This is a genomic window from Euzebyella marina (genome assembly GCF_003687485.1).
Classification (GTDB): Bacteria; Bacteroidota; Bacteroidia; order Flavobacteriales; family Flavobacteriaceae; genus Euzebyella; species Euzebyella marina.
This window is the reverse complement of the sequence record NZ_CP032050.1, coordinates 3,906,200-3,923,071: the sequence shown is the minus strand read 5'-3', so window position 1 is coordinate 3,923,071 and position 16,872 is coordinate 3,906,200. Positions and strand designations below refer to the sequence as shown.

At 38.9% G+C, this 16,872-nt stretch carries 16 protein-coding genes; 5 read left to right on the top strand and 11 right to left on the bottom strand.

The window, feature by feature from the left end; genetic code table 11:
* Positions 1-256: 256 nt before the first annotated feature.
* Positions 257-1,654, bottom strand: a complete 1,398-nt coding sequence (locus D1013_RS16830) for an exonuclease domain-containing protein (RefSeq protein WP_121849935.1) — start codon at positions 1,652-1,654, stop codon at positions 257-259.
* A gap of 124 nt (positions 1,655-1,778) precedes the next feature.
* Here D1013_RS16830 and D1013_RS16825 point away from each other — a divergent pair, with 124 nt between their 5' ends.
* The 3 genes from D1013_RS16825 to D1013_RS16815 all read left to right on the top strand — a co-directional run bounded on the left by D1013_RS16825 (position 1,779) and on the right by D1013_RS16815 (position 6,535).
* Positions 1,779-3,368, top strand: coding sequence for a sulfatase family protein (locus D1013_RS16825; RefSeq protein WP_121849934.1), 1,590 nt, complete (start codon positions 1,779-1,781; stop codon positions 3,366-3,368).
* Positions 3,369-3,374: 6 nt separating this feature from the next.
* On the top strand, positions 3,375-4,925 hold the full coding sequence (locus D1013_RS16820; protein WP_121849933.1) for a sulfatase: 1,551 nt from the start codon (positions 3,375-3,377) through the stop codon (positions 4,923-4,925).
* 83 nt (positions 4,926-5,008) lie between these two features.
* The gene (locus D1013_RS16815; protein ID WP_121849932.1) at positions 5,009-6,535 is read left to right on the top strand and encodes a GH3 family acyl-acid amido synthetase; all 1,527 of its coding nucleotides are present in this window, start codon (positions 5,009-5,011) and stop codon (positions 6,533-6,535) included.
* 9 nt (positions 6,536-6,544) lie between these two features.
* On the opposite strand, the gene D1013_RS16810 is transcribed toward D1013_RS16815, so the two are convergent.
* Both D1013_RS16810 and D1013_RS16805 read right to left on the bottom strand, forming a co-directional pair.
* Entirely contained in the window at positions 6,545-6,826 is a 282-nt protein-coding gene (locus tag D1013_RS16810; protein WP_121849931.1) for a hypothetical protein, read from the bottom strand.
* A 261-nt stretch (positions 6,827-7,087) separates the two neighbouring features.
* Entirely contained in the window at positions 7,088-7,669 is a 582-nt protein-coding gene (locus D1013_RS16805) for a M48 family metalloprotease (protein ID WP_121849930.1), read from the bottom strand.
* 208 nt (positions 7,670-7,877) lie between these two features.
* Here D1013_RS16805 and D1013_RS16800 point away from each other — a divergent pair, with 208 nt between their 5' ends.
* The gene (locus tag D1013_RS16800) at positions 7,878-9,446 is read left to right on the top strand and encodes an AsmA family protein (protein WP_121849929.1); all 1,569 of its coding nucleotides are present in this window, start codon (positions 7,878-7,880) and stop codon (positions 9,444-9,446) included.
* A 66-nt stretch (positions 9,447-9,512) separates the two neighbouring features.
* On the opposite strand, the gene D1013_RS16795 is transcribed toward D1013_RS16800, so the two are convergent.
* The 4 genes from D1013_RS16795 to D1013_RS16780 all read right to left on the bottom strand — a co-directional run bounded on the left by D1013_RS16795 (position 9,513) and on the right by D1013_RS16780 (position 14,553).
* A complete protein-coding gene (locus D1013_RS16795; protein WP_121849928.1) occupies positions 9,513-10,544 on the bottom strand; it encodes a helix-turn-helix domain-containing protein in 1,032 nt (343 codons plus the stop codon).
* 367 nt (positions 10,545-10,911) lie between these two features.
* Positions 10,912-13,530: an ATP-binding protein gene (locus D1013_RS16790; RefSeq protein ID WP_121849927.1), complete on the bottom strand. Its 2,619-nt coding sequence runs from the start codon at positions 13,528-13,530 to the stop codon at positions 10,912-10,914.
* 8 nt (positions 13,531-13,538) lie between these two features.
* A complete protein-coding gene (locus D1013_RS16785; RefSeq protein WP_121849926.1) occupies positions 13,539-13,985 on the bottom strand; it encodes a response regulator in 447 nt (148 codons plus the stop codon).
* A gap of 16 nt (positions 13,986-14,001) precedes the next feature.
* Positions 14,002-14,553 carry a helix-turn-helix domain-containing protein gene (locus D1013_RS16780; protein WP_162987935.1) on the bottom strand — a complete coding sequence of 184 codons (552 nt, stop codon included), beginning with the start codon at positions 14,551-14,553 and terminating at the stop codon, positions 14,002-14,004.
* Between the two features lie 241 nt (positions 14,554-14,794).
* Here D1013_RS16780 and D1013_RS16775 point away from each other — a divergent pair, with 241 nt between their 5' ends.
* Positions 14,795-15,034 (top strand): DUF7218 family protein, encoded by a 240-nt coding sequence (locus D1013_RS16775; RefSeq protein WP_121849924.1) that lies wholly within the window; start codon positions 14,795-14,797, stop codon positions 15,032-15,034.
* A gap of 91 nt (positions 15,035-15,125) precedes the next feature.
* On the opposite strand, the gene D1013_RS16770 is transcribed toward D1013_RS16775, so the two are convergent.
* The 4 genes from D1013_RS16770 to D1013_RS16755 form a co-directional block, all read right to left on the bottom strand.
* Entirely contained in the window at positions 15,126-15,446 is a 321-nt protein-coding gene (locus tag D1013_RS16770; RefSeq protein ID WP_121849923.1) for a hypothetical protein, read from the bottom strand.
* 100 nt (positions 15,447-15,546) lie between these two features.
* On the bottom strand, positions 15,547-15,738 hold the full coding sequence (locus D1013_RS16765) for a hypothetical protein (protein WP_121849922.1): 192 nt from the start codon (positions 15,736-15,738) through the stop codon (positions 15,547-15,549).
* Positions 15,739-15,788: 50 nt separating this feature from the next.
* Positions 15,789-15,950: a DUF1328 family protein gene (locus tag D1013_RS16760; RefSeq protein WP_121849921.1), complete on the bottom strand. Its 162-nt coding sequence runs from the start codon at positions 15,948-15,950 to the stop codon at positions 15,789-15,791.
* A 293-nt stretch (positions 15,951-16,243) separates the two neighbouring features.
* Positions 16,244-16,693 carry a ferritin-like domain-containing protein gene (locus D1013_RS16755; RefSeq protein ID WP_121849920.1) on the bottom strand — a complete coding sequence of 150 codons (450 nt, stop codon included), beginning with the start codon at positions 16,691-16,693 and terminating at the stop codon, positions 16,244-16,246.
* Positions 16,694-16,872 lie beyond the last annotated feature (179 nt).

Sequence of the window (16,872 nt, the reverse complement as noted above, 5' to 3'; positions counted from 1 at the left end):
AAAGAAAACTAAAGCAAAAGTTAAGTTTTCTAAATAATTTTACCTAACTTAAGTAAGAAAATTAATACGGATGTTGGTGGTAAGGTAGTTCAAAAACTCACTTTCCATCATTAGATTCAATTAATCTTCTAACGGTCTTAACATTGAAAAGAGATGGATTTCATCCTGCTATATTCGATATTTGTTGTCCTCATCGTGATGGTCTGGACGATGCTGGTCATTCGGATGTACAGAAAGATGAAAAATAAGGGCTGAGCTATCCTATTTTTAACAACTCGATCATTTCATCCTCAAAAGGAATAACCTTGTTCTGGTGCTTACCTATATAAGATTTAATAATGCTTTCAGTTTCCAATGTACTTTGCTGCGATATGAGGTAAGCTTCTAAGTCTTCATTGGTGTTGATGATTGCCTCTTTGTCAAAAAAGCCGTAGCCAACATAACTGTTGTTCTTGACTATTACAAAACTTTCTTCTTTTGAATGGCGGCCTTTTTCTTTGATGACAAAACTCGCACGCTGCGAACCTAGTTCATTCATGGCGGCCATCACCTTTGAATTATAATTTGAGATATCTTCGGTACCTCTGCAAATACCCTCGCATTCGTTCAATCTATAATGTGAGCAGGTTTCTACATTTTCCTGTAAGTGGCAATATTTGGGGCATAGACTGTACGCTTTACAGACTTCTTCAAGATAAAGCCGGCAGGCGGTCGGGCTGTAAAGTATATGAAAGGCATTAGGTGCCATCTTTAGCTTGTTGAAAGCAAGGTGTTTGACCCCATTTCTGTCCTCATAACTAAAAATACCATAAGGCTGTATCTTTCTTTTCTGGGCTCTATTGTGAATGGGGTAATGGTGTTTTATAGCTGAAGACTCCATTAAAAGTGCCAAAAGTTCACTACCTGATAGTTCAAAATCGATGTGAAACGTTTCTTTGCAGAGTTGAACCTCGCGTGCAGACTTATCGTAGAAATGGCCTAAGACTCTTTTCTTGATATTGATGGCTTTACCCACATATATTATTTTCCCTTTCTGGTCCTTAAAATAATAGACTCCGGGTTGGTTCGGCAAAGAATCAAAAACTTCACGTGGCAATGAAGAGGGTAGGGTCGCTTCTTGAGAACGGGCGTTCAAAAATGACTTGAAAACTTCCGAAGCACCTTCTGCCCTTAACAGTTGATGAAATAACAGTACCGTAGCATGAGCATCACCTCTGGCCCGATGTCTGTCGGTCAGCGGAATGCTCAGGGCACTACACAGTTTTCCAAGGCTATAAGAATGATATCCGGGAATCAATTTTCGCGAAAGTCTAACGGTACAAAGTTTTTTTCGAGCAAATTCACGCCCCAATAGCTTCAGCTCGTTTTTGATAATGTTGTAATCAAAATTGACACTGTGTGCCACAAATATGCAATCAGAAGTAATTTCAATCACCCTATCGGCAATTTCTTTCATGGTAGGGGCATTGCGTACCATATCATTATCGATACCCGTCAGTCGTGTAATGAAGTAGGGAATTTCAGCTTGCGGATTGACCAAAGTAGTAAACTCATCGACTACCTCATGACCATCGAATTTAAATATCGATATCTCGGTTATCTTGTTTCCCTTGATACTGTTTCCGGTAGTTTCTATATCAACTATACAATACAAACTGGTGATGGCTTTTGAAGAACAATTAAAGGTAGCCTAAACTTTTGCCTTTTCAAAAATAGTCGGCGTCAAAGAGTTTTGGTAACCCAAGGTTTGCGTATTTTTAAACACCAACCTCTGATCGATGAAAAAACCGGCCTTTTACTTAATACTATCAGTTTTCCATTTTTTGGTTCTATCCTGTTCCGATAAAAAAGAAAACAAGTCTACAAAAGAGGCAACTAAGTTGCCCAACATAATTTATGTGCTGGCCGATGATCTGGGCTACGGTGACATTCATTCGTTCAATACGAAAGGCAAGATTAAGACACCTAATATTGACCGTCTGGCATCAAACGGAATGAAATTTACCGATGCACATACTTCCTCGGCTGTTTGCACACCTACCAGATATGGTATTCTAACGGGTCGATATAACTGGCGAAGTCCGCTAAAAAGTGGGGTATTAACAGGAAGGTCAAAGGCGTTGATTCCCACTGAAAGAAGTACGGTGGCTTCAATTTTAAAAAAGTCGGGTTACCACACGGCATTTATAGGAAAATGGCATTTGGGTTGGGATTGGGCACAAAAAGACTCACTAAAGATATCCGGAGAAGGGTGGAATCCTGAAGATTTTGAAAACATCGATTTTAAAAAGCCAATTAAGAACGGACCACAAGATTTAGGATTTGACTATTCTTACGGTCATTCCGGTTCTTTGGATATGGCACCGTACGTATATGTAGAAAACGGAATAGTTACTGCTGAAGTTGACACTGTTACCGTTGATAAAGGAAAATATACGTGGTGGCGTGAAGGCCCTACGGCCAGTGATTTTGACCATGATGATGTAACTCCTAATTTTTTTAGAAAGTCGATGGATTTTGTCAAAGATCGGTCGAACAAATCGAATCCGTTCTTTTTATACTTGGCTCTACCATCGCCGCATACTCCTATTCTGCCTACCGATGAGTGGCTCGACAAGAGTGGCTTGAACCCATACGCCGATTTTGTAATGCAAATTGATGACTACATGGGTCAGCTGATGAAGGTAATAGATGAGGCTGGTATTACCGAAAACACACTTGTCATTTTTACGAGTGATAACGGTTGCTCGCCGCAGGCCGATTTTAAATTGTTAGCGAGCAAGGGCCATCAACCCAGTGGTGCGTATCGTGGCCATAAAGCCGATATTTACGAAGGAGGGCATCGCGTACCTTTTATAGCCTCTTGGCCTGCGGTCATAAAATTGGGAAGCGTGCAGAACCAAACCATTTGTACTACCGATTTAATGGCCACTTGTGCCGAAATTGCCAATAAAAATCTCAGTGAAGACGAGGCTGAAGACAGCTTTTCGATGCTCCCTTTATTTAGGAGTGTTGATGGGTATGGTCGTGAAGCTATCGTTCACCACTCGATAAATGGTAGTTTCGCCATTAGAAAAGGCGACTATAAATTGGTTTTTTGCCCTGGTTCAGGAGGATGGAGCGACCCCAAGCCGAATTCTTCTAATATTGATAGTTTGCCACCGATGCAATTGTTTGATTTGGTAAAAGACCCTTCCGAACAGCAAAATCTGTATGGTGAAAAACCGGAAAAAGTAAAAGAATTGACCGATTTAATGGTATCATACATAAAGAAGGGTAGAAGTACCCCAGGGACAGATCAAGAAAATAGTATGGTCAATTTAAAGGGTGAAGAATGGCAGCAGTTGAAAACAATAATCCCCAATTAAAGAATAATGAATAGGCTATTTGTTTTGGTTATTTTGATGACGGTCGGGCTCTGTTCGTGCGAATCCGATGAGGTAGATGAAAGACGGCCTAATATTGTACTTTTTTTAGTTGACGATATGGGCTGGCAAGACACCTCGGTACCCTTTCATACCGAAAAAACGGCATTCAATGAAAGATATCACACCCCTAATATGGAGCGTTTGGCGGCTGAGGGAATGAAATTCGTTCAGGCATACGCCACCCCGGTCTGCTCGCCTACCAGAGTCAGCCTTATGACGGGTATGAACGCTGCCCGCCATAGAGTTACTAATTGGACACTTCATCGAGATTCACTACAGCCGATGGAGAAAAACCATGATTCGTTAGTATTCCCAAAATGGAATGTGAACGGTATGAGTCCCGTTGATGGCGATCCTAGAAGTGTACATGCTATGCCTTTGGCCCAAGCCTTGAACGATATTGGTTATTATACGGTACATGCGGGCAAAGCCCACTTGGGGGCAATGGGTACTCCGGGTGAAAGCCCATTAAACTTAGGTTTTCATGTGAACATTGCGGGCCACGCTGCCGGTGCACCAGAAAGTTACTTGGGGCTTGAAAATTTTGGCAATGGAAAGGAAGGAAAAGAAGTGTGGGCCGTGCCAGGCCTAGAGAAATATCACGGAGAGGATATTTTTTTGACTGAAGCTATCACCAGAGAAGCACTGCACTCATTGGATTCGGTGGTCTCAACAGAACAGCCATTTTTCCTGTATATGTCACATTATGCGGTTCACACCCCCATCATGGGCGATAAGCGATTTGTAAGGAAATATTTGGAAAAAGGCCTCGACTCGATAGAAGCAAGATACGCCTCCATGATCGAGGGTATGGATAAGAGCTTAGGTGATATCATGAAATATCTTGATGAAAAAAATCTGGCCGATAATACCGTTGTTCTCTTCATGTCAGACAATGGCGGGCTGAGTGCCCACGCCAGAGGGGGTGAACCCCACACCCATAATTTACCGTTATCTAGCGGTAAAGGCTCAATGCGTGAAGGCGGTATTAGAGAACCCATGTTGGCCAAATGGCCTGATAAGATAGCTCCCGCATCGGTATCGCAATACCAAGTGATAATCGAAGATTTCTATCCGACGATATTAGAAATTGCTGGTATTGATAGCTTAAATACCGTACAAAAAATTGATGGGCAAAGCTTTTTGCCTGTATTGGTAGGTGAAAAGGAGTATGACGGAGTGCGCAAAATGGTATGGCATTACCCCAATGAGTGGGGGCCAAGCGGGCCTGGAATTGGAGCGGCCAGTGCTATAAGAAAAGGAGACTTTAAGTTGATTTACTACCATGCCAATCAACAAATGGAGCTTTTTAACTTAAAGGAGGATATCGGGGAGACTAATAATTTAGTTGCGGACAACAGAGAGAAGACGAAAGAGTTGGCAGTCGATTTGTCTACCTACCTGAAAGATGTTGATGCCCAAATGCCTTTTTATAAAGATAATGGTACCATAGTGCCTTATCCCGAAGAAGTTCTTGATACAGTTCAAATTGAATGAACTTTACTATTAATGAGTTAAACTCCCGCTTTATGTAGCACTCAGCAGTTGCCCCCTAGGTTTATTTTTGTAGAAAAACAACCATGCCTATCATAGGAAACATCATAAAAGGGTTCATAGAAGTTAGAGATAAACTTTCCGGAGAAAGAAACCCGATAGACGAGCAAAAACAAGTGCTGAAAAAACTTTTGACCGAAGCTAACGAGACCGCTTTCGGTGAGCATTACGATTTTGATGATATTTTAGAATCTGAAGATATAGCAAAGGCTTATTCTAAAAAGATACCATTTCATGACTATAATAAGATCAATGATGAATGGTGGCATCAATTGCACGAGGGAAAAACCGATGTGACTTGGCCGGGTAAACCTCATTATTTCGCTCTTAGTTCGGGTACCACCGGCAATACGAGTAAACGAATTCCGGTCACTGATGAAATGGTTTCTGCTATCAGAAACGCCGGGATACAACAAGTTTATGCACTAAGCAATTTTGACCTGCCGGCAGATTTTTTTGAAAAAGACATATTAATGCTCGGCAGTTCTACCGATTTAGAAAAGGTAGATGATCATGAAGAAGGAGAAATTAGTGGAATAAGTGCCAGTAATATTCCCAATTGGTTCAGGGGTTATTATAAGCCGGGTGAAGATATCGCAGAGATTGACGACTGGGACGAGCGTGTAGCCAAAATAGCTGAAAAAGCGGAAACTTGGGACGTGGGTGCACTTAGTGGAATACCTTCTTGGATTGAGCTTATGCTTGAAAAGGTCATTGAGCATCACAACCTAAAGAATATTCATGAACTATGGCCTAATCTTCAGGTTTATACCTCAGGTGGGGTAGCTTTCGGTCCATATGAAAAGAGCTTTAATGCATTGCTGGGTCACCCGATTACCATAATTGACACCTATTTGGCTTCTGAAGGTTTTGTTGCCTTTCAGGCCCGGCCTGAAACCGACGCAATGCAATTGGTCACCGATGGCGGAATTTATTTTGAGTTTGTTCCCTTTAAACCCGAATACATTAATCAAGATGGTTCATTGGTCGATGACGCTCCTTCAATAACCTTGGGCGAGGTTCAAAAAGGTCAAGACTATGTCTTGATTATTTCTACGGTATCAGGTGCATGGCGTTATATTATAGGTGATACTATCGAGTTCACCGATGTTGAACGAGCTGAAATTAAGATTACGGGTCGAACCAAGTTCTTTTTAAATACGGTAGGTTCTCAGCTGTCGGTTAATAAGTTAGATGATGCGGTTCAGCACTTGGAAGAAAAGTTTTCAATGAAAATTCCTGAATATACCCTTTGTGCTAATAGAATTGATGAAGAATTCTATCACTGCTGGTACTTGGGTTCAGAAGATGCGAAAGATGGGTCAACATTGGCCGATGCTTTGGATGAACATTTAAAACAAGCCAATAAAAATTATAAGGTAGCACGATCAAAAGCCTTAAAAGGGGTCAAGGTAACTGTTGTGAAGCCTGATGCTTTTCATGAATGGAATGGTGAAAACAAGAAAAAGGGTGGCCAAGTAAAAATGGAAAAGGTCATGAACGAAGAAAAATTCGCTCAATGGCAGACCTTCGTTAAAGAAAACGGCTATTAACTGATTTTACTAATAAGTTTGACTGGTACTGTGGGCAATACGAAGTGCCAATGTAAGGTTGAGACAAGCACTAGCGAAGTTTTGGGCGAACAAATCTTGATCTGCTATTGACATCGACTGCTTCAGTTTGGCCAGATTTTCTTCAAATACAATAAATGATTTTTCCGAATTAAATTTTATATCGGGCATATTATTGCTCAATGTCTGATATGCTTCTACTGCATTCTGCCGACTATAGTAGTCTTTTTGGCATTCCTTAAGTTTTGCTAAGATTTGCTCAATTAAACTCATAATATTAAGACATCGTTTTTGGGGTTAGGCTGTCTGTCTAATCTACTAAATCGGGGGATAAATATATTTATTTTCTTTAAATAACGTAGGAATATTCCTAAATATTTTAAAGAAGTTTAAAAAACTTTAATTGATAGGAAAATGCCCATGTATATCAATTACAAAGCGTGCCTGTTCCTATTATTTATGGGAAGTAGGCCTTAAAGGGTGATAGAGAAAGTGATGGTTGAGTTATTAGGGGTGTTGTAGGAATTTTATGTTTTATTCCTCTTTTCTTTCTGCCTCCTCTTTTTCGTTTACTAGTTTTAGAATTTCCTTGGGGGATAGGTAATACTTGCGAATGCGTTCTTTGTAGCTTTCTTCAATCTCGGCATTATCCAAGATAAAACTTTTCGTCTTTAAAATATAATCGGCCATGCCGTGGCTAACGGCATAAGTATCGGCAGCACGTTCGGCTTCTCTAATATAAGCTCCGGAGAAGCTGTATTTAATACCGAACCAAATCAGGTTCCAACTACTTCTGTTTTTGTAATCCATGATATGCCCAAGTTCGTGGCCCAACCACCCGACCATTATTTCTTCAGGTATATCTTCGGTCAAGAATATTCTATCTGAAATTTTGACACGCTTACTAATCAGAACTACATATTTTCTTTTTTTTCGAGACCTGAATAGCGACCAAAAGGTAGGTTGGGCTCTCATGGTAGATTTTGGTATGTTCGGTTTGAACTTAAAATTTACCGATGTTTGGTTGAGCTCTGGGTAATACGAAAGTGCCTTTTCGGCCTCAGCCTTTATTGACTTTGGGGCTTGATGCTGTGCGTTCAGGGAAATTAAAGTCATAATGAAAATAAAGCTTAGGTAGCGCTTCGGGATCGACCAGTATGTAAGGTGATTTTTTAAGATAATACTTGGGCTTACGGGTAATATAAAAAAATAAACTTCTTTTAAAACTATTCAACTTGTTAAGGTTAAACATAAATCGGAAAACGTTCCGATTGCTGGTGGTAATGATGGTAATTGTATATTACATACTAACAACCCAAAGACCATGCCCGCTAGCAAATTCCGTAGAAAAATTTTCACTATATCGATTATAGTGGTCACCATTCTTGTTTTGGGTGCTATTACGGCACAGGTTATGGCCAATACTTGGGTCAAGCAATTTCTTGATAGAAAGCTTCCGCCGCATGTTGAATTGAAATATGATTCAATGGAAACTAACATTTTTACGGGTAGCATTGCCCTGAACGGGGTATTTCTAAAACTATCCAACAGAGATTCGGTCGCCACACATACTGAGGCTCAAATGAAATCGATCGCTTTGAATGGGTTAGAATATTCTCAGTTCTTCATGAAGGACCGTATTGTAGTCTCTGACTTGAAAATCGACCGCCCACAGGTAGTTCATGATTTGTATAAGGTGCATAAAAGAGTTGGCAAAGAACGTAGGGGGGTAGTTACCTTATTAAAGGAAATCGAGGTTGAAAGACTTAAAGTAGAAGGAGGAGAGCTAACTCTTAATGATAAGGATAGTCTCGCTTTTCACTCAAAAACAATCGATTTTGAAGTTTTTGAAATTAAAACAGGACCAAAGCAAATTAGAAAAAAGATACCTGTAACTTATGGTAAGTACGATTTATTGGTGGCCGATGTATTTGTGGATTTGGGCTCTTATGAAAAATTAAATGTCGATGAGTTGCAGTTTCATGATGGAACGGTCAAGGTGCTAGGTTCTAGTCTTCAAACCAAATATGGTAAATCAGAGCTTTCAAAACATTTGAAGGTAGAGCGAGATTATGTTGATTTAAAGGTGCCTGAAATAACCCTGGAGTCTATTGAAGTCAGTTTTGTCAAAGACACCTTGAACATTACTACCGGAAATGGTAAAATTATAAAGCCTGTTGCGGAGATTTATAGAGACAAATTGGTGACAGATGACACCCGTTCTAAAAAGATGTATAGCGGAATGCTTCGAAACCTACCTATCTACATCACCGTACCGAGTATTGAGATTGAAAACGCCCAATTGCAATATGGAGAAAAAATTGAACAGGGAGTGGCGCCAGGCTCTGTTTCCTTCAATCAATTGAATGCCCAAATAACAAACATCAGTAATAGGGTCGAGAATAAGGCCGATACTAAAATCTCAGCAGATGCCCTCTTAATGGATCATGCACCTATTCATCTCGATTGGTCATTTCAGGTAAATACGCCGTCGGATAATTTTATTGCTTCAGGAGAAATCAAGAATTTTAAATCGAATACGCTCAACAGCTTTTTAGAATCAAGCTTAAGAGCAAAGGCCAAGGGCACCATCAATCGGCTTTATTTCACAATTGGCGGCAATTCGTTTAATTCTTCTGGAGATATAAAAATGAGTTATGAAGATTTTGAATTCTCCGTTCTCAAGAAAAATCGCCTCGGGGTGAATAAGCTGCTGACTTTTTTAGGTAACCTGTTTATTAATGATGGTTCGAAATCTGATAAAGACGGTTTTCGATATGGTGATATTGAGGTGGAGCGGGATCCGACCAAATCTTTTTTTAATTACTTATGGTTGAATGTGAAAGACGGTATGGTCAACACCATGGTGGGAAAAGGTAAAAAGGAGGATTGAGAAATTTAGAGTAAAAGAAAAAGCCCCGTAAAACGGGGCTTTCTTCCTTTTCATAGCACTATACGTTTAAGCCGTTGCGGCCAACGATTTTTTATTGTCTTGATACATTTTTGGGCTGCAATTGTATCTTCTCTTAAATATTTTCGAGAAATAACTTCTACTTGAAAGCCCTACGGTATATACAATCTCAGATATATTCATATCGGTAGTCGATATCAATCTTTCGGCAGTGTTCAACCGCTCATTGCGAATAAAATCTGAAACGGTCTTACCGTGAAGAAGTTTAAACCCTTCTTGAAGTTTACTGGCGGAAAGGCCACAATCAAGACACAGAGATTTTATGGAATATTGTATTTCTGGATGCTCTTCAATTTTTCTAGAAACCTCTTTGATGCATTTCAATTCGTATTGGGTCAATGAACCAGTGGGGTTTTGTTCGTTCTCTAAATCTGACCTTAGATGTTCTATTTCCATGGCCAAAGTCAAGTTCAGAATACCCTCAATCAGTAATTTTTTCACTAGACCTACTTGCTTAATTTTCTCTAGTTGCGCCAATTGCTCGCCAATTCTTAGGTTATAAGTACCAAAATATCTTATTGGCTTATCTTGCTCTTTACCATGGCTGAACAGTTGTACCATCGTTTCCTTCAAACTAGACGGTAGGTTACTATCTTCACCAGTTGTACGGTCAACAGCTCTAATGATACACAGTTTTACCCTTTGATTGCTCGGGAAAACGATTTCATTGACGTGACTGGTACCGCCCATAATGGCCGTTTGAAATTCATCAAGAAGAAGTCTATCCTTATAATTCTGAAAGCACTGGTACAAATGACCTTTCAAGCAGTACATGAAATATAATGGCTTGGCAGGGGTTGGGTCTGTAGAAATTTTGAAGTCGTCACGAAAGCAAACATCGTATTGCAAATATGAAAGGCCTCCCTCAAGAGTGATACCTTTGATAGTTCCGGTACCGTACTCATTGTCAAATTCTAGAATTCTTTCATTTCCTGAGTCTGTAACCGAGCCACCCAAAATTAGATTGGTAGCGTTTAAACTTTTTTCAAGTGATAATGATTGTAATGATAGTGTTCTCATGGCTGTGTTGTTATAGTTGTTAAATAAAATATGTAGAAGCTTTGCGTTATATTAAAATTTCGAACCTTCTTCAATAGGCTTATGGGTAGTTGACCCAAAAATGAAATTTTCTATAACGTTGTCGCTTGATGTGTCTGATTCTTCGGATTTTGACTTTAAATCTAAGCCAAGTAATTTCTGTAAAAACATGCCCCTAATTGTTTGATACAAATATGAGGGTAGAAGGGCTCCGATATCTTATAGAATTATTAGATATCATTATATAATTATGTAAAAAGAGTGATGAAATGCTATTTTGTATGGATTAACTTACAAAATAGAATAGGGAAGTAGTAATCTAAAGTTACTGATCGAAGTGAACTCAAAATTATTGAGTTTCTGTATAGGGAAGGTAAATTTCAAAGGTTGTACCCTCACCAGGTACACTATTGGCCTGAATATGACCACGATGGTTCTCGACAATTTTTTTACAGATGGCCAGACCGAGTCCTGTGCCAGTATAGGCATGTTTTTCGTGAAGCCTTTCGAAAAGCTCAAAAATCTTAAGACTCTGTTCTTGCTCAAAACCAATACCATTATCACTCAAGGAAATTAATAAGTATTTGCCCTTGGGCATGTTCAACTCTGGGTCTAGTTTTTTGGCGTCTACAATCTCGTAAGCCACATTTATTATAGGTACTTGATCATGTTTCTTGTATTTCAGCGAATTTGAAACCAGGTTGCTGAACAACTGTTCAAGTTGAAAGCCAGTGCCGTGTATAGAAGGTAAATCGGGTACGGTAATGACCGCTTCAGTTTCGTTAATTCTTTCCGAGAAGTCTTCAAGAACCTTTTCAAAGACCCCGTTTAAGTTCACTCGAATCGGCTCATTGATTACCTCGTCGGTAATTCTTGAGTATGAAAGAAGATTGCGTATTAGAAGTTGCATTCTATTGGCCGAATCCTCGATTTTATCCAAATAACGCCGTCCTCTATCAGAAAGGTTATCACGATCAAAATCAGAAAGCCTGCTGATAAACATCTGAATTTTACGCAACGGCTCTTGTAAATCGTGACTTGCTACCCTGTTGAATGATTCCAGTTCGGCATTGGTTCGTTTCAGGGCCCGGTTCTTAAGTTTTAGGTTTTGTTCGTTGAGAGTTTTGGCCGTAATATCCCTAATAACACCCACCATATAAGAATGCCCGTCTTTTTCTAGAAAATGCGCCATTGATGACATGTACTTCGTCTTACCGTCACGGGTTTTGACTTTATACTTACTTTTTGTTCGCTTTTTCTCTTTGATGGCCTTTACATTTTTATTTCGTAGCCGCTTGGCATCAGAGGGATTCAAAAACGATAAAAACCGCTCAAAAGAAGGCTCAAAATCACCTGGCTTATATCCGAATAGGCGGTAGGCATTATCGGAATACTTCATTGTGCCATTATCAAGGTCGAGATTATAACTGCCAATGCCCGCTATACGTTCGGCATCGTTCAAAATGGTATTTTGAACCTCAAGCGTGTCTTTTGATTGCTTCAGTTCTTCTTCGGCTTTTTTTCTAAAGGTGATGTCTTGTGATAGAATGGTAACCCCATCATCTAATTGTGAGATTTCATTACAAAAGATAAATTCCCCTTTGGGCAAAACATATTTACGTTCAACTTCTTCAGGCTCTCCTGTGGCAATCACTTTTTTGTAAACCTCAAAATCTCCATTCTCGAATACAAAAGGATACTCTTCCGATATGAGCCCTCCCTCGATTTGATCAGAAGTACGGCCCATAAGATCCACGATTTTTTCATTGGTATATAAGACCCTGAAATCTACAATCTCATTATTTTCATCTCTTATAGCCTTAAAGTAGCTAATGATATATTGGAAAGAAGATACCAGATTCTGAAGGAAACCTGACGTCTGTGCCAGCTCTCTATTTTGCTGTTCTAACTTTTCGTTTAGAGCCATCAATATCTGTTCGGCTTCTTTTTCAAGAGTGGTGTTTCGAACAGTGGTGCTTACACCATTTTCCAATGGTGAAGCAGTTGTATGAAACCAAACGCTCTTGCCGTCGATGGTATATTCCATTTCTTTGACAACGGTACGGTCTTCTTCTATGGCTTCGGCCAAGAAGGCGACATGTTCTTTTTGGGTCAAAAACGGAAAAACCTCGGATAGCCTTTTACCAATGGCTTCATCGGGTACTACATTGATATCTTTACGGCCTTGGGCATTGGTGTAGCCTATAATGAAATCGGTTATTTTATTTGAACTGTTTTTGATCGGTTCATAGAAATTGACAATGTTATCGGTATTGTCAAGTATATTTCTAAGAAAAGCACCGGTCGTGTCCATTTGCTTTCGATCCATATTTATTTTGGTGAAAGCGAACATTAGAATACCCAAAGCAAAAAGCGCTGAATAAAGAATATGTGTTGGGGTAAGGGTTACGTTCGACTCATATTCTTGCCTGCGTTCTCGCAATAACGTACGCTCGGCATCGATCATCGCCTCTTGAATACCGATGAGGCTATCTAATTGGCTTTCGATGCGATAGACTTTGTTACGAAGGGCTCTTGACTGAAGAATGAGTCTTGCCGATTCGGTATTCAAAGTGCCTAGCTCTGTAAAAAGCTCTTCGCTAAATTTGGGCACTTGTTTTAAGCGATTCAATTGGTCTTGGTTATCGCTCATCAAGAGCCTTAGCTTATTAAGACTTTGCGAACTTAAGGTTCTATACTCTTTAATAGGAGGTAGAAGAGTGCTGTCGTTCGTTATCAGAAACTGCACTCCATCTGCTTGCGAACTGGAGTAGTTCGCAAACAGCATGTTGATCTCATTGATTGTATTTTGGGTACGTGATACGAGTTCGGTAGACTTTCGTAGCGCCGTATTTTGTTGAAATGAGGTGTACGAAATGTAAAAAAGTACAATTACGGCAAGTAGTAAAAGCAAAAGATAGGGCAAAATGCCCGTTTTGGTTTTACCAACGTTGCCTAAGTCTGCCATTCACTAGATTATATTCTGAACAAGAAATTGCCTTTGTCCATTTCATTTTCTTCGTACTGCCAATTTCGTTTCACTACTTGAGCTATGGTTTTCTTCAGCTCTTCAAACTTATTGGGTTTGTTGATATAGATATTGGCACCGTTAACAAAAGTTTCCTCAATATCTCTTTCAGAAGAGGAAGTAGAGTAGATGGCTACCACCAAATCTTCAAATTTAGGATTGCTTCGAATTTTTTTAAGACATTCAAACCCATCCATAACAGGCATATTCAAATCTAAGAATATCAATTGTGGGAATTCGGTACAAGATCCGGTTAAATAATCCAATAATTCTTGTCCGTTGTGAAATTCTGTGAGGTCTGTTTTTAAATCAATTTCCTGTAACGCATCGGCAAAAAACATTCTGTCGTCTTCATCGTCGTCTACAAGCACAACCTTCATGGGCTTTGTACTCATAATGGGTATTCTTTAATTAAGTATTATTGGTTTTTCTTTTTTCAAGTATTCTCAAAAAAGCGGTCGGTGTGAGGCCGGTCACTTTTTTAAATTGGCCTGATAAGTGGGCTACACTACTATAATCTAATCTATAGGCGATTTCGGTCAAGCTCATATCACCTTCTAAAATCAATCTCTTGGCAAACTCGATTTTGCGCAATATAATGAAATTCTCGATTGAGGTATATGTTTCTTCCGAAAACAGGTTTGACAGATACGAATATGAATAGCCCAATTTCTCTGAAAGATAAGCAGATACCGTTGTTTTTCGCATATCGCTCGAGTATATAAGCTCTTCAAGAGCCTTTTTAATATCGCCTACAATATTATTTTTTCCGGCATTGGTCAAACTGATACCGAAACTGGATAATGCCTGGGTGATTTGATGGCGTTTCTCTTGAGAAATTTCCCTGCTTAAAACCAAATGTCCCGTATTGTTAAATGAAAATTCTATCCCTAATTTTTGCAATTCGGTCATTACTACCTTTTGACTTAATTCAGTTGGTATGTAGTGTAGTCGAAATTTCATTGATTGGCGCCTATCAAAGACCTGTAGCTGCAAAGATAGAAATAAAGTAAGTGTTAAATTTAACATTTAACGCCTTTTGGCAGTACTTAAATCTTGACAGTACGGTTAACCACAAAACTTTTTGGTCTCATCGCATGACCAACGTGCTCTTTAGCAATCTGTTTAGGTCAACAATCGTTTGATAAAAGCTATCTGTTATCTCTCGGCCCATTTATCTTTATTATAACTAAAAATGTTAATTATGGATAGGCCTAGTATAAAAAATGAAGAACAATATGAAGCTTTACGCGAGAAAGGGTACAGTCAACAAAAGGCTGCACGCATTGCCAATACCGAAGATTCAGGTGTAAAAGGAGGTAAGGCTAAGCCCTATGAAGAACGTACGAAAGAAGACTTGTACGAGCAGGCAAAAAAAGTAGGGATTGAAGGACGCTCTAAAATGACGAAGAAAGAACTGATTTCGGCATTGAGAAACAATTGAAAGAAGGAAGTAATTAAAAAACTAAGGGCGGGAAGCTACAGCTTCCCGCCCTTAGTTTTGTCAAAATTTGACAATAAAATGATGGTCTTACCTATTCATTTTCGGCAAAATTCTCTTCAGGTATTTCTTTAAAGAATTCAGCCGTATCGGTATCGGCACTGGGGCCGTAGGCCATTAAAAAGACGCCTTTTAGATGATCATTGGTTTCAATAACATATAGAATTGACATATCTGACGGGTTACTCATACCCTCATATCTATGCTCTTCAACCACATGAATATCCTTCGGTGCGTATTCTTTTTTAGATTCGGTTTCGATTAATTTGCCCGCTGCGTATCTGAAATTTTTTGAATAGCCCTTGGCTTCGAACTTTCGAATCAAATCTTGCTCGTGTTTCGCATAATTTTCCATGATTCTTGATTTAGAGTTTTATAAAAAAGACAAAACGGATTTTTCGAAGAGAAATATCCGTTTTGTACGTTAGTGTTTTGCCTTAATTAAGGGGCAGTGACTAGTTGTCATCCACAGCATCTTCAACTTCATCTTGAACATCTTCTGCACCTTCTTCGATATCGTCACCTACTTCATCCATAGTATCTTCGATTTTCTCACCGGTCGATTTCTCTTCTCTACAGCTATTGAAAGCACTTAAAGAAAATACCAATGCACAAAGGGTCATAAAATAATATACTGACTTTCTCATTTTTCTACTTTTATTGATTATATAATTAGGTTCTCTGTTAGTCTTTTAATCTAAATTCTTCGTCTGCCCATAAATAGGGAGATAACAAAAAGAACTAGAAATATGAAGAATAAAATTTTAGCAATACTGGCTGCACCAGCAGCGATTCCACCGAAACCGAAAATAGCGGCAACAATAGCTAGAATAACGAATATAACTGTCCAACGTAACATAATTTATCTGTTTTTGGGTTAATTAATAATTTAAAATACCAGCAAGGCGATTTCCTTATTGGTATGGTGTAAAATTCCGAAAATCAACCAGTTCCTATTAGCCTTATCCAATTCAAAATTGATTCATCTAAAGTTGTGTACATCTATTTTTTGAAATTGAATTGGAATTTTAAATATCTGAAAATCAAATACGTAAGATATTTTTTAAAGAATCGTTCTTAGGTAAATTATTAGAGTGGAATAAAAAAAGGACACTCAAATGAGTGCCCTTTCTTTTAAAATTTAAGGAAATATTATGCTATGTCCTCCAAGCGCTTGATATTATTAAGTCCGCTGACAATTTGGTTTTTTTGTTGTGTCAGCAGAGTTTCAGTACTAGGCGGTAAGTTAGTATCTTCCAATACCTCCTCGTACGTATTTACCGCGGCCTTTTCACCTTTAATGGCTTCTTCTAACATGGCCTCTTCGTTATCTGCGGAAAAGAAATTTTTAATGTCCATCCAAGATCTATGCGCTTTAGAAGCAAAACTATCTCCCTTATCGACTTTTTGTCCGTACTGTCTAATCTCGGTTTTTAAAGCATGTCCGAAATCATAACGTTCTTGTGCTTTTCTTTTAAAATAACCTTTTAGATTGGAGTTCTCTACATTATCTGCGGCTTTGATGAAACCTTTTTCTGCATCATATGTTCTTTCTAATAGGTCGTTCAATTTACTTCCAACTTCTTCTGTATAGGTACTCATTTGATTATAATTTTAATTAGCGGTAAGAGTCTTTTTAGGGATGTTTTACCGCATCCCATCCTCAATTATACCTCTAAATTATAGCATGATTGCTTAGATTCTTTGTTTTATTGCCCTAAGAATTGATGCCATCGAATGCAAAGCGATAAGCGTTAAAAATGAAGTTGTTAACGCACATT

Excerpts from the sequence above, each read along its gene's own strand:
- D1013_RS16760 (WP_121849921.1), bottom strand. The coding sequence starts at position 15,950 with ATGTTACGTTGGACAGTTATATTCGTTATTCTAGCTATTGTTGCCGCT.
- D1013_RS16810 (WP_121849931.1), bottom strand. The coding sequence starts at position 6,826 with ATGAGTTTAATTGAGCAAATCTTAGCAAAACTTAAGGAATGCCAAAAA.
- D1013_RS16825 (WP_121849934.1), top strand. The coding sequence starts at position 1,779 with ATGAAAAAACCGGCCTTTTACTTAATACTATCAGTTTTCCATTTTTTG.
- D1013_RS16765 (WP_121849922.1), bottom strand. The coding sequence starts at position 15,738 with ATGAGAAAGTCAGTATATTATTTTATGACCCTTTGTGCATTGGTATTT.
- D1013_RS16755 (WP_121849920.1), bottom strand. The coding sequence starts at position 16,693 with ATGAGTACCTATACAGAAGAAGTTGGAAGTAAATTGAACGACCTATTA.
- D1013_RS16785 (WP_121849926.1), bottom strand. The coding sequence starts at position 13,985 with ATGAGTACAAAGCCCATGAAGGTTGTGCTTGTAGACGACGATGAAGAC.
- D1013_RS16780 (WP_162987935.1), bottom strand. The coding sequence starts at position 14,553 with ATGAAATTTCGACTACACTACATACCAACTGAATTAAGTCAAAAGGTA.
- D1013_RS16820 (WP_121849933.1), top strand. The coding sequence starts at position 3,375 with ATGAATAGGCTATTTGTTTTGGTTATTTTGATGACGGTCGGGCTCTGT.
- D1013_RS16815 (WP_121849932.1), top strand. The coding sequence starts at position 5,009 with ATGCCTATCATAGGAAACATCATAAAAGGGTTCATAGAAGTTAGAGAT.
- D1013_RS16800 (WP_121849929.1), top strand. The coding sequence starts at position 7,878 with ATGCCCGCTAGCAAATTCCGTAGAAAAATTTTCACTATATCGATTATA.
- D1013_RS16770 (WP_121849923.1), bottom strand. The coding sequence starts at position 15,446 with ATGGAAAATTATGCGAAACACGAGCAAGATTTGATTCGAAAGTTCGAA.
- D1013_RS16790 (WP_121849927.1), bottom strand. The coding sequence starts at position 13,530 with ATGGCAGACTTAGGCAACGTTGGTAAAACCAAAACGGGCATTTTGCCC.
- D1013_RS16805 (WP_121849930.1), bottom strand. The coding sequence starts at position 7,669 with ATGACTTTAATTTCCCTGAACGCACAGCATCAAGCCCCAAAGTCAATA.
- D1013_RS16775 (WP_121849924.1), top strand. The coding sequence starts at position 14,795 with ATGGATAGGCCTAGTATAAAAAATGAAGAACAATATGAAGCTTTACGC.
- D1013_RS16795 (WP_121849928.1), bottom strand. The coding sequence starts at position 10,544 with ATGAGAACACTATCATTACAATCATTATCACTTGAAAAAAGTTTAAAC.